Source organism: Streptomyces sp. NPDC055078, assembly GCF_053607985.1.
Genome location: NZ_JBSGUP010000015.1, coordinates 1 through 22,885 on the forward strand (window position 1 = coordinate 1; position 22,885 = coordinate 22,885).

The window sequence follows — 22,885 nt, forward strand, 5'->3', positions numbered from 1 at the left end:
CCCCACCGGCGGGCTTTACACAAGCCGGGTGGCGACGGCGGGGGAGAGCCGCTCCGTTACCCCCGCGCGGCCCGCCGCCGCGCGCGGGGCGGGCAGCGAGGCGGCCCCGGCGGCGGCGGGTACGAGCGCGGCGAAGCGGGAGTTGAGGACCGCGCCGAGAACGGCGACCCCGAGGCCGTTGCCGAACTCGGCGAGAGTGCCGTTGATCCCGGCCCCCACGCCCGCCTTCTCCAGCGGGATCGCGCTCATGATCGCGTTGGCCATCGCGGGCATGGAGAACGCGATGCCGGCGCCCATCACGACCAGGCCGAGGAGCGTCCCCCCGTAGCCGTCCCCGCCGAGCAGCGCGATCGACGCGAGACCGCCCGACACCAGCGTCATACCGATCGCGATCGTCAGGGGCGTACCGAGCCGGAGCAGCAGCCGCGGCCCGATCCCGGTCATATTCAGCGCGATCATGCTCAGCGCGAGCGGTGCCGTACGCAGACCGGCGTCGAGCGGCCCGTACCCCAGCACGAACTGGAGGTGCTGGGTGAGCAGGAAGAGCGAGCCGCTCAAGCCGAAGGCGACGAGGATCGAGCCCGCGACCGCCCCGATGAAGCGCTGGTTGCGGAAGAAGTGCATATCGAGCATGGGATACGGAATCCTCAGCTCCCACAGCGCGAAGGCGCCGAGCACCAGGACGCCGACGGCCGCCGACGCCACCACCTGGGTCGAGGCCCAGCCGTGTTCGGGGCCGGAGATGATCGCGTAGACGACGGCGGTCATACCGATGGTAGAGAGCAGCGCTCCGAGCAGATCGGGCCGGTCGCCCTGAGGGTTCTTGGACTCCGGTACGAGGGCGATCACCGCGATGAGCCCGATCGCGGCCACCGGGATATTGATCAGGAAGATCGCGCCCCACCAGAAGTGGTCGAGCATGGCCCCGCCGATCAGCGGGCCGGCCGCGAAGCCGAAAGAGGAGACGGTCGACCACAGGGCGATGGCCTTGACACGTTCGGAGTCGTCGAAGATCTGGACGACGACGGCCAGAATCGTGGTCATGAGCAGCGCCCCGCCGATGCCCATACCCGCCCGCGCGGCGATCAGCTGCCCAGAGGTCTGGGCGAGCCCCGCCGCCAGCGATCCCAGCCCGAACACGGCGAGCCCGGCGACCAGCAACTTCTTGCGGCCGTAGCGGTCGGCGGCGTTCCCCGCGGTGAGCAGCAGCCCCGACTGGACCAGCGAGTACGCGTTGATCATCCACTGGATGTCGGTGGCGGACGCGTCCAGCTCCCGGTTGAGGGAGGGGATGGCCACGCTGAGGATGGTGTTGTCGAGCAGCACGGTGAGCTGGGCGAGACAGATGACGCCAAGGATCAGCCAGCGCTGCGGATGGCCCCCGGTGGGGGCCCTTTCGGTCACGGCGTCGGTCGCCGTCATAGGTCGCTCCTTGTACGGTGCACGGGAATGCTCCCGTACACCGTACAAGAGTTGCTGTACGCTGTATAACGAAAAGCGGCGGCCGGGCCGCACCGGGACCGCCGGAACCGGCAACGTGGGACACCGGAACCACCACGGGATCAGAGGCACCAGGACTACCGGGCGACCCATGGAACGGCCATGGAACCGGGAACCACCACAGCCCCCACCACGCGCGACCACCGTGCGACACGCACCCCTCAGGGACGCCCTCACTCCCCCGGCTTGATCAGATACCCGGCCCCACGCCGGGTGTGGATCATCGGCGAGCGCCCGGCGTCGATCTTCTTCCGCAGATACGAGACATACAGCTCGACGACATTGGCCTGACCGCCGAAGTCGTACGACCACACCCGGTCGAGGATCTGCGCCTTGCTCAGCACCCGCCGGGGATTGCGCATCAGATAGCGCAGCAGCTCGAACTCGGTCGCGGTCAGATGGATCGACTGCCCGCCGCGGCTGACGTCATGGCTGTCCTCGTCCAGCACCAGATCGCCGACCGTGAGCACCGATTCACTCCGTACGGCGGCGGCCCCCGAGCGCCGGATCAGCCCGCGCAGCCGGCCCACGACCTCCTCCAGCGCGAACGGCTTGGTGACATGGTCGTCGCCGCCCGCCGTCAGCCCGGCGATCCGCTCCTCGCCCCGGTCCCCCGCCGTACCCCCCGCCGTCAGAAAGAGCACCGGCACCCCCGGGGCCTCGCGCCGCAGCCGCCCCAGCAGGGCGAGAGCGTCCACGCCGGGCAGCCGGACGTCGAGCACGACGGCATCGGGCCGGAACTCGCGTACGGAACGGACCGCGCCCTCGCAGTCGCCGGCCCCGCGCACTTCCCAGCCCTCGTAGCGCAGGGCCATCGACAGCAGTTCGCTCAGCGCGGCCTCGTCGTCCACGACGAGCACGCGGACGGGCCTGCCGTCCGGCCTGAGCATCTCGGTACGCCCTTGGGGCGAGGTCGTCGTCATGGCGGACACCTTGCGCCGCCGCCCTGAGAACGGCCTTGCCCCTCTCTGTGTTTTCGGTGAGAAACCGTTGTCGGCCCGTTCGGCGGGGCGGTTGTCGTGGCAGACCCCCGGCAGCCAGGGCTCAGAACAGCCCGTCCTGGACCACGCCGCCGCCGTCCCCGCTGCTGGTCCGCAGCCCGGTCGTCGGTACGGACACCCCGGCGGCGGCGTCGGCCCCGATGAGGGACCAGCCGGTCATCAGCCGGGTGTCGAGGACGACGACGCCGTCCCCAGCGGTCCGTAGATGCAGATCGGGCCCGGCGACGGCGACGAGGGTCCCGGCGACCGCGCCGCCGTTCACCAGCTCACGTACGACGGAGCCGGCGGGCGGGAGCTGATCCAGCCCGAACACCCCGGTGTGGTCGACGGGGTCGAACCCGAGCGGCTCCAGGGTCTCGGTCCACCCGCTGAGGGCGAGGGCCCGCCGGTGCGTCTCCTCGATCTCCACGACCCGTTCGGCCGGACCCGGCAGCCCGGCGCGCACGGCGCGCTTCTCGGCGTACGGAATCCGGTCGGGGATGCCCAGCGCGCCCCGGAGCAGTTCCTCGGTCCGCCGGGCGGCCATCAGCGGCCCGCGCCCCAGCCAGCTGAAGACCACGGCCCCCTGTTCCAGCAGCCGGGCCGCGCCGCGCTCCTCGGCGGTGATCCCGGCCTTGACCAGGCCGGGCCCGAACCAGGCGAGATAGACACGGTACGTCCGGGGGTCGTCCGCGATGGTGTCCGCCGCGACCGAGTGCGCCCTCTCCAGCCGGGCGCATTCCCCGCACCGCGCCTGGGTGACCCGCCCGGACACCACCGCCCGCAGCGCACAGGCGTTCCCGCGCGCCCCCACGCACAGCCGCCGGCCCTCGGCCCGGAACCCGAGCGTCTTCCCCCCGATCAGCGGACTCACCTGCCCGCCCTCCCACCGCAACACGGCCATCCGCGCACCCTGCGGCCACTGGACCCCGGAGCACCGCCATGCCATACGCACCTCCGGGCGCACAGTTGTGACCGACCGAAACGCGGACAGTACCCGACCCCACCGACAGCGCCCCCGCCGGTACGCCGACTTCCGGCCGCTCTCTCCCTCGCCGACGGCCCCGACCGCCGCACGCCAGCCCACAGACGCGCACGTGAGCGCCCTGGCCGGAACCGTGTGCCCCCGGCCGGCCTCTCACCGTGATATGTCCGGATACCGCCCTGCGTGGCGGAAGCGACGCAGACGGTGGCGAAAGGTATGGCTCAGGCCATCGGCGGAATGTGCCAGAGCGGGGCCGCGTACTGCTCCGGACGGCGCTCGACCAACAGGGACCTGAGGTCCTCGCGCCGCACGCGCCGGAGGCCGAGCGCTTCGGCGAGGCGGCCGAAGGTGGTGTGACTCGCCCCTCGGGCACGGGCCTCGTGTTCGAAGCGGGCGAGACGTCCGATGACGACCTCGGGGTCGAGCACCGGCACCCCCGGGGCCTCGCGCCGGTCTGCCTCGGCACGCCCGCCCCCGCGCCCCTCGTGGTCGGCCATGGCCCGCTCGTATGCGATCACGGCCCGCTCGCGGTCGATCTCCGAGAAACCACAGACCTCCCGGCCGACCCGGTCGGCCTCGGCGAGCGTGGTGGCCGAGGCGACAGCGCGGGCGAACCGGTTACGCCTCAGGGCGACGTCCAGCCCGACCTGGTGGACCGTGGGGCCCTCGTCGGTCAGCGGAACCGGCTCACCCGTCCCGCTGACCTCACACATCCCGCGGATACCCCGGGCCGTCGCCGCGAGCATGGCCGTCGCCTCGGAGGGGTGCCACTCCAGAACCCCGCTCACCTTGTCGACATGCTCCGGAGCCAGTGTGAGGACATTGCGCCCGAGGACCCCCCTCAACTCCCCGGCGGGCACCTCGCCGTCCAGTCCGGGGCCCGCGATCAGGAGCCGTACGGGGACACCTGCCTGGCGGCACGCCGCCAGCACGACCGCGTCGGCGAGCGGGGTGCGCAGCGTGACCTCGTCCCCCCGGGCCAGGATGTCGCCCCCGACATCCACCACATCGACGGTCCCGGGCTCCGTCCGCTCGACCAGCTCCGCGATCTGGCGTGCGACGCCCCGGACCCCGTACCGAGGATCGATCAGCGCGAGCGTCTGCGGCACCTCCCGCGCCAGCCTCGGCAGCGCCGACCCCGCCGCCGGGACCCCCTCGCTCCCCGCGGTGACCGCGTACACATTCGGCGTGAGCTGACGCAGCCCCCTGAACCCGTCCGGCCCCCAGGGCCCGGGAACCATCCCGCCCATCAGCCGGTCCCACGCCCACGTGAGCACCACCGCCGGCTCCCCCCTGCCCCCCAGCGCCGCATCCACCATCACGGCGGCAACCGCGTCACCACCTCCACCCGCCGCCACGATCAACGCCCTCACCCCGCCAGCGTACGAGCGTCCACCCCACCCCTCATCCCGGGCGACACCGGTCGGCCCCCCTCGCAGGGAGGCTATGGGGCAGGGGTCAGGGCGGCCGCCCGGGAGTGCAGGAGCCCGAGGTGTCGGCGGCTCCCGGGTCGTCTTGGCGGACCCGTAATACGCGTCATACACTTCTGGTGTGGCCAAGACAAGGATCAGTATCAGTCTGGACAGCGCTCATGCTGACCGCATTCGTGCTCACGCGGAAAAGGCCGGTATGGATGTCTCCGCCTATATCGTCAACGCGGCGACTCGGCAGATGGCCGAGGCGGAAGCAGCCGAAGCGCAGTTCGCCCGACTCGACGCAGTGATTGCGGCAGCAGAGTCGGAGGCCGCCGCACTGCCGCCACTCGCGGAGGTGGCCGACGGCGACCTCACGGAGCAGGAACGGCGAGAAGTGCAGGAGGCCCTGGGCCTCATCTATGGCCCTGATGGCCCCGCCACCCACTCCGGTGACGCCGCGTGATCACCCGGGTGCCGGTCTACGACACCGGCATGCTGATCGCGCTCGCCGATCGCAAGGCGAAGGCAGTCCGTCTGCATGCCGGCCTTCAGGACACACCGCACCGAGCGCTCGTGCTGGGGCCCGTACTGGCTCAAGTCTGGCGGCCCAGACCTGCCGTGGTACATGCCCTGGCCGGAGTCATGAAGGAATGCACAGTTCCGCAGGCCCGCAGCTCGGCCCCGGCCATGCGCCCCACCACCGTGGGGCAGACGGCCTGCATCCTGTGCGCCACCGGTCCGGACATCACCGAATGGCAGCGCATCGGCAGTTCCCTCGGCGCAGCAGAACTGCCCCCGAAGAAGCGCCCAGACGCGGTGGACGCACTGGTGGCGCTGACGGCTGCCCAACACGGCAGTGCCGTGGTCTTCACCAGCGATCCAGCCGATCTCAGCGCCTATCTGAAGGCATTGGACGCCCAGGACGTCCACGTGGTGCAGATCTGAAGAGGGCCGTCCCCAGTCGAGCCTCCCATCTCCCGCCCGACATCGCCCGGAACACCCCGATCGCCCAGCCCGGCCCCGAACCCGGCGGCATCCACGCCCGCCTGGACGAACTGGGCTACCACCTCGACCACTTCAAGGAGCAGACCCGCGCCCGGATGCCCAACCCCCGCCGAGGCTTCCGGCCACGCGAGCGCCACTGCTCGCCCCGAACCGCACTTCACCGCAGTGCGTCCCAACGCAAGAGGCCCCCGGATCATCTCCGGGGGCCTCTCCACTATGTGCACTCGGCAGGATTCGAACCTGCAACCTTCTGATCCGTAGTCAGATGCTCTATCCGTTAAGCTACGAGTGCTCGGCTTTCCGGGCATTTCCTCCCGGTCGGCGTTGCGGGAACAACATTACATGACCCGCGCCGCCAGGTGAAATCCATTAGTCACACCAGGTCTGACCTGGGAAAAGCCCTCAGAAAACGGCCCGGGACAGACCCTGGGGCAGGCCCGGAACCAGCCCTGGACGGGATCGGATCGCATCGGGTCAAGTCGAGTGGTCCTGGCGATCCGGGCAGTGGTGCCGGGGCGGACACCGAAGCCCCGGCCGGGTGGTCGGGGCTTCGGTGATCAGGTGGCGGAGGCGGAGGGATTTGAACCCTCGATGGGCTTTAAGACCCAAACCGCATTAGCAGTGCGGCGCCATAGACCGGACTAGGCGACGCCTCCAGCACACCCGCGCGGGCGCGAGTGGTGCGTGCAGATGATGACACAGTCGGGCGGGGTGTCACCAATCGCTGACCACGGTACTAGGCGGGCGGGGCGCAGGGCAAAGCCGTATGTGCGGGGGAGGGGGCGGACGGGGATCGCACCCGGGGGGCACAGGCACCCGCCGGGGAGGGCCAGGAAAGGCGGTCTCGGGGACTCGGGCCCCATCCGGACGCGCAACGCTCGGGCGGGACGCGCGTTAGTAGCGGTGGGGAGGCCAGGGCGACCCCGGTCTCCGGCTCAGAGTCGCTTCGAGCTCCAACGGGCTCCAAGCGAGTTCCAGTCGAGTTCCCGTCGAGTTCCAGGAGTATCCATGCTGCGCCGCATCATCCTCACCGCGACCGCGTCCGCCGCCGTCTTCGCCGCCACCGTGCCCGTGGCAGGGGCGGAACCGCTGCCGTTCCCCGTACCGCTGCCGCTGCTGTCGGCGCCGGACCACGTGCTGGGACAGGGCGGCCCGGACCGGGGCCCGGGTCACGGCCGGGGGCAGGACAGCAGGCAGGACCGCCGGGACCGGCAGAAGCAGAAGGAGCGGCAGGACTGGCTGACGGTGGAGGTGTCCGAGAGCGGGAGTGCCCGGACCGAGGTCGAGTACGAACTGGAGTGCGCGCCGTCCGAGGCGGGCGGGGCGCAGCCCAGGGCCGGCGGGACGCACCCCGAGGCGGAGGCGGCCTGTGCGCGGCTGGACGAGCTGGCGCGGGAGGGGCGGGACCCGTTCGCGCCGGTCGGCCAGGACGAGGTGTGCACACAGCAGTTCGGGGGGCCCGAGACCGCGCGGGTCACCGGGATCTGGCACGGACGGAAGGTGGACGGGACGTTCGCCCGGACCAACGGATGTGAAATCTCTCGTTGGCAGACCATGGAGCCGGTGCTGCCCAGCACCAGGTGAAAGCGTCATTGATCACCGCATCCCCACAGAACCTCGTGATGAGCTCCCCCTCATCCGCCGTCGCTCCAGCACCCTCAGCCTTTAGACTCCCTCAGTGACAGGCCGGGGCCCGCTGGGCACCATGGAACACGGCCGCAAGCACAACCTGTAGGCCAGGGAGGAACCGTCGTCGTGAGCAGCAGGCCATCCCGAGGCGCTGCTCGCCTCGCAGCCATACTCGACGCTCTCCCCGACGGCCTCGTGCTCGTCAACGGCAATGGCACGGTGGTCAACGCCAACACCATCGCCCTCGATCTGTTCGAGACCCCGGGGACCGCGCTCGTCGGACGCGGGCTGCTGGATCTGCTGCCCGCGTTCGACTCCCGGCTGATCCCGGGCTCCATGCGGCGCCCCGACTCCGCCGACGAGCGCGGGCGTACCAAGCCGACGCGGATGATCGCGCGGCGTACGGACGGCAGCGAGTTCCCGGTCGAGGTGACCAGCGCGAGCCTCGACGGGCGCGAGGCGTACGACACGTACAACAGCTACACCGGCGACGAGCTGCTGATGCTCGTCGTCCGGGATCTGTCCGGGACGATGGACACCGAGGCGGAGCTGGCGCGTTCGCGGCGGCAGACCGAGATGATTCTGCGGGCGGCGGCCGAGGGCGTCGTCGGCACCGACACCGACGGCCGGGTGGTCCTGGTCAATCCGGCCGCCGCGCAGATCCTGGGGTTCCGGGCGAGCGACCTCGGCGGCCATGAGCTGCACCCGCTGATCCTGCACTCCCGCGAGGACGGCAAGCCCTTCCCGTATCCCGAGTCGCCGCTCGCGGACACACTGCGGTCGGGGCGCAAGCACCGGGTGCGCGGACAGGTGCTGTGGTCGAAGGACGGCTCGCGGGTGCCGGTCGATCTGACGACCGCGCCCGTACGGGACGGGGATCAGCTCGTCGGCGCGGTGATGACGTTCACCGATCGCCGTCCGTACGAGGAGCTGAACGAGAAGCACGCCGCCGAACTCACCGAAACCGCCGAGCGGCTGACCACGGAGCTGGCGGAGACCACCGAGCGGTTCACGGCGGAGCTGGCGGACCGGGCGGACCGGTACACGGCCGAGATCGAGGGGCGCGACGAGCGCTATCTGGAACTGGCGGGACGGCACGACCAGCTGACGGCGGTGCTCGGCGACTCGCTGCGCGGGCCGCTGGAGGAGCTGCGGACCGAACTGGGGACGCTGGCCGCCGACCCGGCCGGGCAGCTGTGGCCCGAGGCCAACCAGATCCTGCACCATCTGGCCGCCGGGTACGCCCGGATGACCACGCTCATCGACAATGTGCTCGGGTTCCAGCGCCTGGACACCGGCGGGGAACAGCTCGCCAAGTCCAATGTGCTCCTGGACGCGGTCGTCGCGGCCGGGGTCGAGGGCGCGGTGGAGCTGATCGGCCCGGGGCGGGCGCAGTTCGCGGTGCACGCCCCGCCGATCGAGGCCCAGGTGGACGGCGCCCGGCTGGCGACGGCGCTGGCGCATCTGGCCGCGGATGTGGCCGGGGTCGACTCGACGGGCAAGGCCCGGATGATGCCGGCCGGCGGTTATGTGGACTCGACTGTCGTGGTCGCCGCTGCGCAGCGCGGTGATGTCGTACGGATCGAGGTCCGGGGGCCGTTCGCCGGGGGAGACCCGGTACACGAGCCGATCGTGCGCGGGATCGTACGGGCGCACGGCGGGGTGCTGCAGACCCATGAGGTGCCGGGGATGAGCGGCAGCGCATACGTCCTGGAGGTACCGCTCGGGAACGGCGCGGCGTGGTCCCGCCGCCCGCCGCCGCCCCCGAGGCACCCGTGCCGGGGTCGGGGCCGGGGCGGGCGCCGGGGCCGGAAGGACCCGGGGGGCCCGATGGACCGGAAGGACCCGGAGGCCCCGGAGCACCCGGAGCACCCGGAGCACCCGGAGGAACTGCGGGATCCGATGTGGCAGAAGGGGCCGGCGTACGCGTGGCTCCCGGCGCAACCGCGCCCGCACCCGCCGCCGGGGCCGGTGACACCGGTCCGCACGGGGCGCTCGTCCTGCCGGAGCAGCAGCCGTCTCCGGAAACGTCCCCGGAGACGTCCCCGGAGACGTCGGGTGGCGGCGGCCGCCGCAGGGCCCGGCGGGGGTCCACGGACGCCTTCCTGGAGAGTTCCATGGCGCCCCCGGCGGACGGCCCGCGCCAGCCCGGGGCCGTACCGCCGACCGGCCGGCGCAGGGCGGGGACCCCTCAGCCGCAGTCCGGGCAGGCACAGTCCGGGCAGCCGTCGGCCGGTCATCCTCAGACCGGGCAGCCGCAGACCGGTCACCTTCAGACCGGTCAGCCGCAGTCGGATCTGATTCCCGCGCAGGCCGCGCACACGCCGCAGGCGGCCCAAGCAGCCCAAGCAGCCCAAGCGGCCCACGCTTCACAGCCGGGTCAGGCCCCGCAGGACTCGACCGGTGGTGGCGGTACCGGGCGCCGGCGCGGGCGGCCGAGCCCCGCCGAGGAGGCCGCCGCGGCGGCAGCGGGCGGTTCGCGGCCCACGGCGCTCACCGCGGGTTCCGTGGTCACCGCGTCGGAGGGCGCGGCCGGGCGGCCCGCGCTCGGCCAGACGGTGCCGCCGCAGGGAGTGCCGCCGCAGGGGGTGCCCTCGCAGGGGGCGCCCGCCGACGAGGCGTCCCGCCGTGCCCACCACAGCGGGATGCCCGAGCTGTCCGCAGGGCCCAGCGCGCCGCCGCCGCCCATGCAGCCCCCCTCCCCCGCGCCGCCCGCCGAGTCCCGCGCGGGCGGACGGCGGGCCCGGCGGGCACTGGCTCCCGCGCCCGCCGATGGCGCGGATGCGGGCCGTTCGGCGTTCGCGCTGCCGCCCGCCGACGCCGACCGGGGCCCGGCGGCCGGGCCCGAGCGGGTCCCGCCGACGGCCGGAGCGGCCGACGCGTCCCTGCCCGGACAGCACGACCCCGTACGCACCGAGCCGGGCACCGACCATCACACCCCGCCGCAGCCGCATCCAACGCCAACGGACCCGGCTACGGCTACGGCCACGGGGCACAGGCGGGCTCCCGGCGACGGAGGTCCGGAGGCCGCGGGCGACGCCACGGGTCAGTACCTTGCGGCCGGGCCCGGGGCCGCTCCGGCGCCCCACCCCGGTGCCACGACCGGGCAGAGCACCGGTTCGGCCGCCCTGTCCCTGCCGATCCCCGTCTTCGGGCCCGACGGGCAGCCCGCGCCACTGGCCACGCCCGCGCCGCTGCCGGCCGACGCCTCGCAGGGGCGTGAGTTCAGCGTCCGTACGCTCGGGCAGGGCGTGCCCTTCACCCAGCAGATCGCCGAGCAACAGCACCAGCTGAATCAACAGGCCCAGCAGGCCCAGCAGAACCAGCGCGCCACCCAGGCCCAGGCCCAGACCCAGACCCAGCAAAGCCAGAGCCAGAGCCAGAGCCAAGGACAGAGTCAGGGTCAGCAGAGCCCGAGCCAGGGACTGGGCCATGGACAGAGTCAGGGACCGGGCCAGCAGAATCAGACGCTCGGCTCCGGGCGGCGGCGGAAGCTGGCCACACCCCCCGAGGGCGAGCGCCCCGAGCCCGCCGCGCGGCCCCATCCGCAGAACGGGCCCCGGATCCCGGCCGAACGCGCCGAGGGCCGGTCGTACGCCATAGGAGCACCCGACGAGGGCGCCGAGGGTCCCCAGCCGCTGGACGGGCCCGGCGGCGCGGTCGAGGTGGCCAACCGGCCCCAGCCGCAGCCGGTCGACGACGAGCTGCCCCCGGAGCCGCTGGACAACCCGCGCCGGCTGCTGGTCTGGCCCGCGCCCGATATCGCGACCCAGCAGGCGCTGAGCGACCGCGGCTACCGCCCGGTCGTCGTGCACTCCCGCGAGGAGGTCGACGCGCAGATCGCGGCGTTCCCGGCTGCTCTCTTCGTGGACCCGCTGACCAGCCCGATCACCCGTACCGCGCTACAGGCGCTGCGGAAGGCCGCGGTGGCGGCGGAGGTCCCGGTGCTGGTGACGGCGGGTCTTGGGCAGGCGACGCGGGAGGCGGCGTACGGCGCGGATCCGGCCGTACTCCTCAAGGCGCTGGCCCCCCGCGACAGCGAACAGCACCCCTCGCGCGTCCTGCTGATCGAGGAGCACGAGGAGATCGCGCTCGCGCTGACCGAGACTCTGGAACGGCGCGGTATGCAGGTCGCCCGCGCGGACGCGGACACCGACGCGGTGACGCTCGCCGCCCAGATGCGGCCGAACCTGGTCGTCATGGATCTGATGCAGGTACGCCGCCGGCGGGCCGGGATCATCGACTGGCTGCGCGCCAACGGCCGGCTGAACCGCACTCCGCTGGTCGTCTACACCTCGGCCGGTCTCAACCGGGCCGAACTGCCCCGGCTTTCGTCCGGGGAGACAGTGCTCTTCCTCGCTGAACGCTCCACGAGCGGTGAGGTCCAGTCCCGTATCGTGGATCTGCTCGCGAAGATCGGCACTAATTGAGTCGTACGGTCCTCCTGGGCCGTACGGTGTGGGGGGTGGCCGGTCCCGTGCGGGGGGCCGGCCACCCATCCGCGTAACGCGGTGTCCACCACGGCCGCGGGTACTACAGCTGGGTGACGTCCAGTTCGCCGTCCGCGTACTGCCTGCGGATCACCTTCTTGTCGAACTTGCCGACGCTCGTCTTCGGCACCGCGGGGATCACCGCCCACCGCTCCGGCAACTGCCACTTGGCGACCCGCTCGGCGAGGAACGCCCTGAGGGACGCGTAGTCCGCGGTCGCCCCCTCCTTCAGGACGACCGTCGCCAGCGGGCGTTCGCCCCACTTGGCGTCGGGGACCGCGACGACGGCGGCCTCGGCCACCTCGGGGTGGGCCATCAGGGCGTTCTCCAGGTCGACGCTGGAGATCCACTCGCCGCCGGACTTGATGACGTCCTTGGCGCGGTCGGTGAGGGTGAGATAGCCGTCGTGGCTGATGACACCGACATCGCCGGTCTTCAGCCAGCCGTCCTCGCTGTACTTGTCGGCGGGCCGGAACTCGTCCCCGCCCGCGCCGCCGAAGTACGCGCCCGCGATCCAGGGTCCCCGTACCTCCAGCTCACCGGCCGACTCGCCGTCCCAGGGGAGGATCTCTCCGGCCGGGCCGACCAGCCGGGGCTCGACTCCCGAGGGGAAGCGGCCCTGGGTGAGGCGGTACGGCCACGCCTCCTCCGCCGTCAGACCGGCCGGGGGGTGCGCCATCGTGCCGAGCGGGGAGGTCTCCGTCATGCCCCAGGCGTGGCAGAGCTTCACCCCGAGTCTGTCGTACGCCTCCATCAGCGCGGGCGGACAGGCGGCGCCGCCGATGGTGACCTGCTTCATGGAGGACAGATCGCGGGGGTTCGCGGTGACCTCGGCCAGCAGGCCCTGCCAGATGGTGGGGACGGCCGCCGCGTACGTGGGCTTCTCGCGCTCGATCATCTCGGCGAGCGGTCCGGGCTGAAGGAAACGATCCGGCATGAGGAGGTTGATACCGGTCATAAAGGTGGCGTGCGGCAGGCCCCAGGCGTTCACATGGAACTGCGGGACGACGACGAGCGCGGTGTCCTGGTCCGTCAGGCCCATCGACTCGGTCATATTGACCTGCATCGAGTGCAGATAGATCGACCGGTGGGAGTAGGCCACGCCCTTCGGGTCCCCGGTGGTACCGGAGGTGTAGCAGAGGGCGGCGGCGCTGCGCTCGTCCAGCTCCGGCCAGTCGTATGTCGCCGGGCGGCCCGCGATCAGCTCCTCGTACTCATGCACCCGCGCGGCGGCGCCGTCGAGCAGGGCACGGTCGCCAGGACCCGAGACCACGATGTGCTCGATCGTCGGCAGATGCGGCAGCAGGGGCGCGAGCAGCGGCAGCAGTGAGCCGTTGACGAGGACGACGCGGTCGGCGGCGTGGTTGACGATCCACACCAGCTGCTCGGGGGGCAGTCGGAGGTTGAGCGTATGCAGTACGGCGCCCATGGCGGGGATCGCGAAGTACGCCTCGACGTGCTCGGCGTTGTTCCACATCAGGGTGGCCACCCGCTGGTCGCCGTCGACCCCCAGCTCGTCCCGCAGGGCGTTGGCCAGCCGGGTCGCCCGCTCACCGCTCTCCGCGAAGCTGCGGCGCTGCGGCTCGGCCTCCCCGGTCCAGGTGGTGATCTGCGACTTCGCGTGGATCGTCATCCCGTGTCGCAGGATGCGGGTCACGGTCAGCGGTACATCCTGCATGGTGCTCAGCACGGCGTCCTCCCGGTGGGCGCTAGCCCTACGTGGCAGCAGGGCTGTGCAGATTCTGCGCCCATACCATTTGGTATGTCACTACCCCCGGGAAGGGGATTCAGCACCCTGGCGAGGCGGACCGCGTCAGCGGACCTCAGCGGACCTCAGGGGACCTCAGGGGACCTCAGGGGACCTCAAGAGACCATCGGCGGACCTCCGGCAGACCTCAACCGCAAGACCTCAGCGGACCTCAGGACCTCCGGACCTCAGGGGGACCTCAGCGGACCGGGGACAGCTCCGGGTCCTCGCGGAGCTTGCCGAGCGCGCGCGAGACCGCGCTCTTGACCGTCCCCACGGACACCCCGAGCACCTCCGCGGTCTGGGCCTCGCTCAGATCCTCGTAGTAACGCAGGACGACCATGGCCCGCTGCCGGTCCGGCAGCTTCATCACGGCACGCCACATGGCGTCGTGCAGCACCTGCTGCTCGGCCGGGTCGGGCGTGGGCACGGTCTCCGGCTCGGGCAGTTCGTCGCAGGCGAACTCGTCCACCTTGCGTTTGCGCCACTGCGAGGTACGGGTATTGAGCAGCGCCCGGCGGACATAGCCGTCGAGGGCGCGATGGTCCTCGATCCGCTCCCAGGCGACATAGGTCTTGGTGAGGGCGGTCTGGAGGAGGTCCTCGGCATCGCTCGGGTTCGCGGTGAGCGAGCGGGCGGTGCGCAGCAGTACGGGCCCCCGCGCCCGTACATACGACGAGAACGACGAATAGCGAGCGTAAGGTGCGTACCGTGCGTCGGCTCCGTACGACGGAGGCACCGGCACGGCAGCTCTCGAAGCGCTTGTGCAGACTGGCGTGGTCATGGGTCCACGCTAGGAGCGGGTGCTACTCCAGCGGATCGGCCAGAGGTCCTGAAGACATGTCCGCCTCAGGTTGTACGGCCGAGGTCGGCTCCACCTCCTGAAGGTGGAGGAGACCCTCAGGCGCGATGACATGGTTCTCAGGGGCGCGGAGTGCTTGCGCCCGGGGCCGACGGGCTGAACCTCAGCGTCGAAATCGAGCCAAATACCGCCTACGGGACGCTCCCGCCGAGGCCCCGGGATGCTCCGCCGAGGACCGGAGCACGGTCGGTGTGAAGTCCACCGGCCCCCCGCCCTGGCGTCCGGGGCAGGTGTCCAGCGCGCTGCGTACGCCTTCCCACCCGCCCGGCGCGAGGGTGGAGGGTCTCCACCTCGGCGTGCCGGTGCGTGCGACTGCGTATGACCGTGTACGGCTGCGTACGATCTGGGGCGTCCTACGACTTCAGGCTGACGCGGACCGGGCTGCCCCCAGTGCCCCTGTCAAGGTCGCGGCACCCCCCGCCCGCCCATCCGGCGCGGGACACAGCGGAACACAGCAGGACACAGCGGACACGGAGCGGACACACAGCAGACCGCCTGCACGACGGCACCGGAGCGCTGTCGTACAGGCGGTCATCACCCCTCGGTCAAACCCCCCTCGGGCGGCCGGGCATCACCACCACAGAGGCGTGAAGTTCACCACCGTGTTCTTGTTCGACTGGTCGATGGCGGTGAAGGCGGAGCCGTTCACGCTGGCGATATTGCTCTGGTTGGACGCCCCGGCGCCGGTCGCCACCTGCTGGCTGGTGGTCGAGTTGCCGAAGTTGACAGCGGAGCCGCTGCCGATGATCGAGGCCGCAGCCGCGTTCGATCCGTCGTCCGCGAAGGCGCCGTTGTCGGCCGATGCCACGCCCGAGAAGAGGGCGACCGTGAGAGGCAGGGCGGCAACAACAGCGAGGACGCGGGCAGTACGGATGCTTGCCATGTCTTTTCCTCCATGAACCGAATACGGAAGTACGGCTTCTCCCGGGCAGTTGGCCGACCGCCCCGGATTTTCGTGTTCTTTCGTGTTCTTCGTGGTCACGACGTCGCGACCTCAGAGTTGCCCACCGAATCCCCTCCGAACCACCCAAGTGGGAGCGATTCCCCCTCAAGCGTGAGGACAAGTCGATAAACCTCCTTCACGCCCCCTTTGCACCCCTGTCGCACCCACGGAACCGCGACCCGGGTACGCCCCGGACGCCGCCGCCCGCCCACCGCAAGAGGTGAAGCGTTTCGGCATGCTTTCCGGCCAAAACTCCCCCCTTCCGTTCTTCGAACATCTGTACGAAAATAGAGCCATGGCCATCATCGACCGGCAGACCGCCACCCTGGCCCTCGCCCACGCCCTGTCCGCCGCCGAGCGCGGGCTCCCCGTCATTCCGCTGTCCCCCACCAAGCTCCCGGCCCTGCGCTCGCCGCACCACGGCGACACCGAGCCGGTGCACTGCCGTGGCGAGTGCGGTCTGCCGGGGCACGGGGTCCACGACGCCACCGCCGACCCGGCCGCCGTGCGCGCGCTGTTCGCCGCCGCCCCCTGGGCCACCGGATACGGCATCGCCTGCGGCCGCCCACCGCACCATCTGATCGGTATCGACCTCGATGTCAGGGCAGCGGACGGCTCGGGCCGGGTGGCCGATTCCCTGTCCGCGCTCCAGCAGCTCGCGCTGCGCCATCTGTTCACGATTCCCGAGACGGTCACGGTCCTCACCCCGAGCGGGGGCCGCCATCTGTGGCTGACCGGCCCGTCGGGAGTCGTCGTACCGAACTCCGCGAGCCGGCTCGCCCCCGGTATCGACGTCCGTGGGGCGGGCGGGTACCTGGTCGGTCCCGGCTCGGTCTCCGCGCAGGGGGCGTACCGGCTGGCCCCCGGCAGCACCGGGCTGGCCCCCGCTCCATGCCCCCGCGCACTCCTCAGACTCGTCACACCTCCCGCGCGCCCCCAGCGGCCCGCCCACCCCGGGTCCCGGCCGCCCCACGACTCCCCCGGCACGGGGCTGGTGCAGTTCGTCCTCACCGCGCATGAGGGCCAGCGCAACACCCGGCTGTTCTGGGCGGCCTGCCGGGCGTACGAGAACGGCATCGGCGCCACTCTCGCCGACGCGCTCACCGAGGCGGCCGTCCTCGCGGGCCTCACCGAGCGGGAGGCCCGCGCGACCATCGCATCGGCGGACAGGCTCACTTCGGGCCGGGGCCGCCGCTGACCCACCGGGGCGGTTGTCGCGGGGAGTCGGCACCCGACACCCGACACCCGACACCCGGCACGCGGCGGATGGCAGATGACGGAGGGCGGCTGGCACCCGGCGGATTGCGGTACGGCTACCCGCGCCGGGTGGCGCGTACGACGACATCGCGGAGGGGGGCCGCCCGGCCCCCGTGGGTGAGCGTACGGAGGTGCTCTTCGGCGGTGACGATCTCCCACTCCACGCGGTCCATACGCGCGGTGATGGCCTCGGCGGTGACCGACGCTTCGGCAGGCGGGTGGTGCTCGTGCGCGTGCGCGTGCTCGTGCTCGTGGCCGGTGGAACCCGGGGTGTGCAGATGCCCCACGATGAGCAGCGTGCCGCCGGGAGCCACCCATCCGGCGATACGGTCGTAGAACTCCAGCTGGGGCATCGCCGGGTGAGCGTAGTGGGTCATGACCAGGTCGAACCGCGCGCCCGGGCGCCAGACGCCCAGATCCGCCTCGACCCACCGCACCTGCTCGGCGGCCCCACTCGCCGCCGCGCGCTCGGCGGCGCGCGCGAGGGCCTCGGACGAGATGTCGGCCGCGGTGACGTGCCAGCCATGGGAGGCGAGCCAGATCGACTCGGCACCGCCGCCGCACCCCGCGTCCAGTGCCGTGCCCGGTGCCAGACCGCTGGTCTCACGAGCGAGATACGGATTCGGCGGGTTGCCGCCCATGGACCCGGGGGCGTCGGCTCGCCCCTGTCGCCAGTGCCGCTCCCAGTACTCCTTGTCGAATCCGTGCGCCGTCATGGTTCGTCCTTCGCGGTCGTCGTTCAGGGTTCGTCGTTCGTCGTTCATGGGTCGTCGTTCATGGGTTTCGCTTCATGGTGCTGACAGAGAAGGCAGACAGGCAAACGCTGTTGCCGAATGGCAAAACGGCAAAACGGCCGGATGGACGAGGCCATGGACCGCACCGTCCGCGCGGCACCGAGGCGGGGCCCGGCCGAGTGGTCCTCGCGGCCGGCCGGGAAGACCCCGCACGCCGCTACCCGACGAAGGCACACCGCTACCCGACGAAGGCGGCGGCCGGACCGACCGTGCCCGGCCCGTAGCGTACGTTCAGGGCGTCGACGACCGGCTCCATGCGCAGCCGCGCCTCGCGGCGGTGGTCCAGTGTCAGCTGAGTGGGTGCCTGAGCGGCGTCGACGGCCTCGGCGACGAGGGTGATCCGCCGCATCCGGGCCCGCTGGAGCCCGAATCCGTCGAGGACGGCGTACACCGTCTGACGCAGATCGTCGGTGTGCGCCGAGTTCGCGGGGAGCCGCCGGGTCCTGGTGAGATCGCGCTGGTCGGCCGTACGCACCACGACGGTGACCGAGCGCGCGGCCTGTCGGCGGGACCGGATGAGGGTGCCGAGTTCGGTGGCCAGACGCGAGGCCGTGGCGCGGGCTTCCCAGCCGTCGAGCACGTCGGCGGTGAAGTCGGCCCGGACGCTCACCGACCCCGTCGCCCGGCCCGCCACGACCGCGCGGCGGTCGATCCCCCGGGCCCGGTCCCGCAGCGCGCGCCCGGACCTCCCCAGGATCCGCAGAAGGGTGGCCGCGGGCAGCTCGGCGAACTGGCCGATGGTCTGCACTCCCAGCCGCCGAAGCTCCTCGGCCTGGGCCCGCCGGATTCCGTACAGCTCGGAGACGGGGAGCGGGCCGAGGAACCTCTCCGTCTCGGCCGGGGCGACGACGAGAACCCCGCTGCGCCCGGTGGTGCGCGCCGATGCCATGGCCGCCACCGTCCAGGACGGACCGACACCGACCACCGCGTCGAGTCCATACCAGGCGACCGACTGAAGGCGCACCCTCAGGGCCAGCTCCTCCGGCCCGATACCGAAAAGGCGCAAGGAACCGCCCGCTTGGGCCACAGCGGCCGACGGCGGCAGTTGCTGGACGACGGGGGTGAACCGCTCGATCACCGACATGAGTTCAGGGAGCCCGCCGCGTTGCCGCAGCCGGAAGTGGAAGAAGACGGGGTCACTCACGGTCCGCCCCTTCCTCCCGGTGAGCCGCGAGTCCCCCGTACACACCGCAGACACCGCAGACACCACAGACACCGCTGCCACCGCAGCCACCATCCGCGCGGCTCACCCGGACCCAGTTCACCCGGCTCACCCGGCTCACCCGGCGCTTCCGGGGCTGGTGTACCCCAGTGACTTCAGATCGGGCTCGGGGTCGCGGCGGTCCCGGGGCTTCCGGGAGTCACGGGGGTCACCGGAGTCCCGAGGGTCCAGGGCGGAGTCCAGAGGGTCGCCGGAATCCACGGGCTCCAGCGCCCTGGGATCGGCCGACCGGTCCCCGGCGGGCTGGAGATCCGCCCAGGGGTGCAGACTCGCCCCGGTCTCGTGCGCGATCGTCCGCCTCGGCCCTCGCGCGCCCGGCGATCCCATCGGTCCCGACGATCCCGGCGAACCCGGGCGCGACCGAGCCCGGTCCGCCCCGGCGGCGGAAGTGCCGAGGAGCCGGTGGACGGCCTCCGGTCCGCCGTCGCGGCGGGCCACCGCGAGCGCCTCCAGGTCCCACACCATGGTGCCGACGACGGTGCTGCGCCCGCCCCGGCGCTGGACGATGCCGCGCACCAGCAGCAACCCGGAGTGGAAGACCGTATGGGCGCAGGCTTCATGGCTGTCCTCGAAGAAGGCGAGGTCGACCAGGCCGGAGCCGTCGTCGAGGGTGACGAAGATGATCCGCCGGCCGGACGCGATGGGCGGGGTCTGGGTGGAGGCGCGCACTCCGGCGACCAGCACGCGCTCCCCGGGGCGGGCACCGTTCAGATGCCTGGCGTCGATGGCGCCCAGTTCGCGCAACAGCTGATGGTGATAGTCCATCAGATGTCTGCTCACATCGATACCGAGGACGCGCAGCTCGGCGCTGAGGGCTTCCCGGCCGGTCATCTCGGGCAGTCCGGCGCTCGGTGCGGAGAGTTCGTCGGTACGCAGCGGAAGCTGGCCGTCGCCGAGCGGGCGGCCCCGGTACTGCCGGTGGAGTTCGGCGATCTGGAGCAGCAGATCGCGGCGGGTGAGATCGCCGCGTACGGCGTCCAGCGCACCGATGTCGGCGAGCCGTTCGGCGGTCGGGCGGTGGGGGCGGGCGCGCTGCCACAGGTCGGACAGCGAGCCGTAGGGACTGCCGGCGGTGATACGGGTGACCTCGTCGTCGCTGATCCCGCGCACCCCGGACAGAGCCAGCCGTACGCCCCAGGTGCCGTCCGGGGCCTGTTCAATGGTGTGGAAGGACCGGGAACGGTTGATGTCGACGGGCAGGACGGCGATGTGGTGGCGGCGGGCGTCGGCGACGATGACCCGTTTCGGCCACATACCGGGGTCGTGTTCGAGGAGGCCGGCGTAGAGGGCGGCGGGGTGGTGCGCCTTCAGCCAGGCCGACTGGAGGGCGGGGACGGCGAACGCGACCGCGTGGGCGCGGGAGAACCCGTACGCACCGAACGCCTCGATCGTCTCCCACACCGGCCTCAGCTCGGCGGGCGAGTAGCCGCGGGCGGCGGCCCGCTCATGGAACCAGGCGCGGACCTTCGGCAGCCGGTCGCGGTCGCTGAGGGCACGCCGGGCGTAGTCGCCGAACCCCCGGTCGCAGCCGGTCAGCACCCGGAACATCTCGATGATCTGCTCGTGCCAGATGACCACGCCGTAGGTGTCGGACAGGACGTTTTCGAGGTCACGGTGGAGGAGGGCGGGCGGCTCGCCGTGGCGGGCGGCGACGTACTGCTCCGGCATCCCGCCCGCCACCGGCCCCGGCCGGAAGAGGCTGATGTCGGCGATGACGTCCTGCGGATCGCGCGGCTGGAGCCTGCTGAGCAGGTCCATCTGGCCCGGCGACTCCAGCTGGAACATGCCGAGGGTGTCGGACGCCTGGATGAGTTTGAAGGCGAAGGGGTCGTCCAGCGGCACCTGCCGTGGATCGTCGAGGTCGATATGGCGGCCGGTGGCGCGTTCGACCTCCGCGACGGCGTGTGCCATGGCGGACTGCATCCGGACCCCGAGGATGTCCAGCTTGATCATTCCGAGGTCTTCGACGTCCTCCTTGTCGGCCTGGACCATCGGATAACCGCCCGTCGGCGTCGGCTGGACGGGGAGGCGGTCGAGCAGGGAGGCATTGGTGAGGATCACTCCGCAGGGGTGCATGGCGATGCCCCGGGGGAGCGCGTCCAGCCCTTCGGCGAGTTCGAACAGCAGCCGGTACGGAACCGTCCTCCTCGCCGGCCCCGACGCGGCAGCCCGCCCGGCAGCCCGCCCCGACGAGACAGCCCGCCCCGACGAGACAGCCGGCCCCCACGAGGCAGCCCGCCCCGACAAGGAGGACGCCGGGCCGGCCGACGAGGCTTGCGCGGCGGCCTCGTCCGCGAGCCGCTTCAGCTCGGGCAGCTCGGCCAGAGCGGCGGTGATATCCGACGCACGGATGTGAGGAAACGATTTTGCAATCCGGTCGACCTCGGCCGGGGCGATACCGAGGGCGAGCCCGGTGTCCCGGAGCGCGTGCCGCGCCCGGTAGGTCTCCGGCATCCCCGTGATCGCGACCCGCTCCCGTCCGAACCGTTCGATGACCCGGTCGTAGACATCGAGGCGGCGCGCGGACTCCACATCGAGGTCGATATCGGGCAGATCGGTACGCATCCGTGAGATGAACCGCTCGAACAGCAGCCGGTGTTCCAGCGGGTTCGCGGTGGCGATGTACAGCACGTGGTTGACCATGCTGCCGGCGCCGGAGCCACGGGCGGCGACCCGGATGCCCATCTCCCGTATATCGGAAACCACCTGAGCGACGGTCAGAAAGTAAGTATCGAACTCCAGTTCGGTAATAAGGTTCAGCTCATGGGCGAGACGGGCCCGGGCGGCGGGGTCGCGGTCCAGGCCGCGGCGGACGAGCCCGGCCTCGCAGCGCTCGCGCAGTACGCGGGCGGCGTCGGCGGCACTCGTGGCGCCGACCGTCTGCGGCTCGGGGAGATGCTTCCGCCCCAGCCCCAGATCGGCGACCGGGTCCACCCGGCACCGCTCCCCGGTCTCCGCGGTCTCGGCCAGCAGCCGCACCGCCCGCTCCCGGCCCGCCCCCGCGGCCCGCGCGATCCGGTCGGCCGCCGCGTACATGGCGGCCGGGTCCTTCAGCCAGCGCTCCCCGGAATCGAGATACCGGCGGTCGATGGGCCGCAGCAGCCGGGCCGCGTCCAGCACATCCGCGAGCCGGTGCTGCTCCGGGTCCGCGTAACGGACGGCATTGGTCAGTACGGCGGGGACACCGGCCTCGTCGGCGAACCCGAGCGTCCTGGCCGCGAGCCGCAGCGAACCGGGCCCGGTGCCGGACCGGCCGTGCCATACGGTCTCCAGCCGCAGCGAGCCGCCGAAGATCTCCCGCCAGGGCGCGAGCAGTTCCCCGGCGAGGTCCGGCCGGCCCGCGGCCAGGGCCCGTACGGGTTCGGAGACCGGCCCGAGCAGCGCGATCAGCCCCTGCCCCTGTCCCTGTCCCTGCCCCTGTCCCTGTCCCTGCCCGGCATACCGGCGCAGATCCTCCCAGGACACGACCGGATACCCGTGCGCGGTCCGGGGGTGGGCGTGCCCGGCCGCGCCGGGGTGTACGGGTACGCCCCGGGCACCGCTGCCGGCCGGGGCGTACCCGGTCCCGGCCCGGGTCCCGGCGGCGGCCATCACGGCGCGGGCGTGCGCGGCCGAGGTGAGACGGCACAGCGCGGCCCAGCCCCGGCCGTCCTCGGCGAGCAGGGTGACCCGCAGCGGCGGTTCCAGCACATGGGCGCCCCCGCGCACCGGCGTACGCCGACGGCGCTCCGCACGGGCGGGCCCGACCGGCTCAACGGCGAGATCCACCCCGAATACCGGCCGCACCCCGTACCGCCCGGCCGCCTTGGCGAACCTCACCGCACCCGTGACCGCGTCCCGGTCGGTCAGCGCCAGCGCCTCCATGCCGCGCTCGGCCGCCCGCAGCACCAGGTCCGGGGGGTGGGATGCGCCGTAGCGGGTCGAGTAACCGGAGGCGGCATGCAGATGCGTAAAGCCCTCCATGTCGTGCCTCCAGCCATGACCCCCTCTGCCCGTCTCGTCCGAATCACCCCGAAAAGTACGCTCGAACCTCTGTTCGATCAGCGTAGCGCGTGA

At 72.0% G+C, this 22,885-nt stretch carries 14 protein-coding genes, 2 tRNA genes and 1 pseudogene; 5 read left to right on the plus strand and 12 right to left on the minus strand.

Annotated features, from left to right (window positions below):
* Positions 1 to 15 precede the first annotated feature (15 nt).
* The 4 genes from ACWF94_RS02625 to ACWF94_RS02640 all read right to left on the minus strand — a co-directional run bounded on the left by ACWF94_RS02625 (position 16) and on the right by ACWF94_RS02640 (position 4,838).
* Entirely contained in the window at positions 16 to 1,422 is a 1,407-nt protein-coding gene (locus ACWF94_RS02625) for an MFS transporter (protein WP_453483970.1), read from the minus strand.
* Between the two features lie 251 nt (positions 1,423 to 1,673).
* Positions 1,674 to 2,423 (minus strand): response regulator transcription factor, encoded by a 750-nt coding sequence (locus ACWF94_RS02630; protein ID WP_453483972.1) that lies wholly within the window; start codon positions 2,421 to 2,423, stop codon positions 1,674 to 1,676.
* Between the two features lie 121 nt (positions 2,424 to 2,544).
* The gene (locus tag ACWF94_RS02635; protein ID WP_453483973.1) at positions 2,545 to 3,429 is read right to left on the minus strand and encodes a DUF2797 domain-containing protein; all 885 of its coding nucleotides are present in this window, start codon (positions 3,427 to 3,429) and stop codon (positions 2,545 to 2,547) included.
* 257 nt (positions 3,430 to 3,686) lie between these two features.
* A complete protein-coding gene (locus tag ACWF94_RS02640; RefSeq protein ID WP_453483975.1) occupies positions 3,687 to 4,838 on the minus strand; it encodes a DUF1152 domain-containing protein in 1,152 nt (383 codons plus the stop codon).
* Between the two features lie 178 nt (positions 4,839 to 5,016).
* Here ACWF94_RS02640 and ACWF94_RS02645 point away from each other — a divergent pair, with 178 nt between their 5' ends.
* Complete coding sequence (locus ACWF94_RS02645) at positions 5,017 to 5,343, plus strand: hypothetical protein (RefSeq protein WP_453483977.1); 327 nt, start codon at positions 5,017 to 5,019, stop codon at positions 5,341 to 5,343.
* Positions 5,340 to 5,825 carry a hypothetical protein gene (locus ACWF94_RS02650; RefSeq protein WP_453483979.1) on the plus strand — a complete coding sequence of 162 codons (486 nt, stop codon included), beginning with the start codon at positions 5,340 to 5,342 and terminating at the stop codon, positions 5,823 to 5,825. Before ACWF94_RS02645 ends, ACWF94_RS02650 begins: the two co-directional genes overlap by 4 nt.
* Before the next feature lie 279 nt (positions 5,826 to 6,104).
* Here ACWF94_RS02650 and ACWF94_RS02655 read toward each other — a convergent pair.
* Together ACWF94_RS02655 and ACWF94_RS02660 are read right to left on the minus strand one after the other, a co-directional pair.
* A tRNA-Arg gene (locus ACWF94_RS02655) sits at positions 6,105 to 6,177 on the minus strand.
* Positions 6,178 to 6,447: 270 nt separating this feature from the next.
* Positions 6,448 to 6,541, minus strand: a tRNA-Ser gene (locus ACWF94_RS02660).
* 352 nt (positions 6,542 to 6,893) lie between these two features.
* Between ACWF94_RS02660 and ACWF94_RS02665 the strand changes: the two genes are divergently transcribed.
* A complete protein-coding gene (locus ACWF94_RS02665) occupies positions 6,894 to 7,469 on the plus strand; it encodes an SSI family serine proteinase inhibitor (protein ID WP_453483981.1) in 576 nt (191 codons plus the stop codon).
* Positions 7,470 to 7,640: 171 nt separating this feature from the next.
* Positions 7,641 to 11,944, plus strand: a pseudogene (locus ACWF94_RS02670) (PAS domain-containing protein).
* A gap of 103 nt (positions 11,945 to 12,047) precedes the next feature.
* On the opposite strand, the gene ACWF94_RS02675 reads toward ACWF94_RS02670, so the two are convergent.
* From ACWF94_RS02675 to ACWF94_RS02685, 3 genes are all read right to left on the minus strand, one after another.
* Positions 12,048 to 13,694: a long-chain fatty acid--CoA ligase gene (locus tag ACWF94_RS02675; protein WP_453483983.1), complete on the minus strand. Its 1,647-nt coding sequence runs from the start codon at positions 13,692 to 13,694 to the stop codon at positions 12,048 to 12,050.
* A gap of 256 nt (positions 13,695 to 13,950) precedes the next feature.
* Positions 13,951 to 14,535, minus strand: coding sequence for a SigE family RNA polymerase sigma factor (locus ACWF94_RS02680; RefSeq protein ID WP_453483984.1), 585 nt, complete (start codon positions 14,533 to 14,535; stop codon positions 13,951 to 13,953).
* A 649-nt stretch (positions 14,536 to 15,184) separates the two neighbouring features.
* Positions 15,185 to 15,496: a hypothetical protein gene (locus ACWF94_RS02685; RefSeq protein ID WP_453483986.1), complete on the minus strand. Its 312-nt coding sequence runs from the start codon at positions 15,494 to 15,496 to the stop codon at positions 15,185 to 15,187.
* A 355-nt stretch (positions 15,497 to 15,851) separates the two neighbouring features.
* On the opposite strand from ACWF94_RS02685, the gene ACWF94_RS02690 reads away from it, so the two are divergent.
* The gene (locus ACWF94_RS02690) at positions 15,852 to 16,754 is read left to right on the plus strand and encodes a bifunctional DNA primase/polymerase (protein ID WP_453483988.1); all 903 of its coding nucleotides are present in this window, start codon (positions 15,852 to 15,854) and stop codon (positions 16,752 to 16,754) included.
* Positions 16,755 to 16,869: 115 nt separating this feature from the next.
* Here the strand turns inward: ACWF94_RS02690 and ACWF94_RS02695 are convergent, their stop codons facing one another.
* The 3 genes from ACWF94_RS02695 to ACWF94_RS02705 form a co-directional block, all read right to left on the minus strand.
* A complete protein-coding gene (locus ACWF94_RS02695; RefSeq protein ID WP_453483990.1) occupies positions 16,870 to 17,529 on the minus strand; it encodes a class I SAM-dependent methyltransferase in 660 nt (219 codons plus the stop codon).
* 256 nt (positions 17,530 to 17,785) lie between these two features.
* Positions 17,786 to 18,751 (minus strand): DNA polymerase Y family protein, encoded by a 966-nt coding sequence (locus tag ACWF94_RS02700; protein WP_453483992.1) that lies wholly within the window; start codon positions 18,749 to 18,751, stop codon positions 17,786 to 17,788.
* 135 nt (positions 18,752 to 18,886) lie between these two features.
* Positions 18,887 to 22,792 carry a DNA polymerase III subunit alpha gene (locus tag ACWF94_RS02705; RefSeq protein WP_453483994.1) on the minus strand — a complete coding sequence of 1,302 codons (3,906 nt, stop codon included), beginning with the start codon at positions 22,790 to 22,792 and terminating at the stop codon, positions 18,887 to 18,889.
* Positions 22,793 to 22,885: the final 93 nt, after the last annotated feature.

Bases quoted from the DNA above. Each gene is read 5' to 3' on its own strand.
- ACWF94_RS02680 (WP_453483984.1), bottom strand. From the start codon at position 14,535: ATGACCACGCCAGTCTGCACAAGCGCTTCGAGAGCTGCCGTGCCGGTG.
- ACWF94_RS02665 (WP_453483981.1), top strand. From the start codon at position 6,894: ATGCTGCGCCGCATCATCCTCACCGCGACCGCGTCCGCCGCCGTCTTC.
- ACWF94_RS02705 (WP_453483994.1), bottom strand. From the start codon at position 22,792: ATGGAGGGCTTTACGCATCTGCATGCCGCCTCCGGTTACTCGACCCGC.
- ACWF94_RS02625 (WP_453483970.1), bottom strand. From the start codon at position 1,422: ATGACGGCGACCGACGCCGTGACCGAAAGGGCCCCCACCGGGGGCCAT.
- ACWF94_RS02685 (WP_453483986.1), bottom strand. From the start codon at position 15,496: ATGGCAAGCATCCGTACTGCCCGCGTCCTCGCTGTTGTTGCCGCCCTG.
- ACWF94_RS02690 (WP_453483988.1), top strand. From the start codon at position 15,852: ATGGCCATCATCGACCGGCAGACCGCCACCCTGGCCCTCGCCCACGCC.
- ACWF94_RS02630 (WP_453483972.1), bottom strand. From the start codon at position 2,423: ATGACGACGACCTCGCCCCAAGGGCGTACCGAGATGCTCAGGCCGGAC.
- ACWF94_RS02695 (WP_453483990.1), bottom strand. From the start codon at position 17,529: ATGACGGCGCACGGATTCGACAAGGAGTACTGGGAGCGGCACTGGCGA.
- ACWF94_RS02635 (WP_453483973.1), bottom strand. From the start codon at position 3,429: ATGGCATGGCGGTGCTCCGGGGTCCAGTGGCCGCAGGGTGCGCGGATG.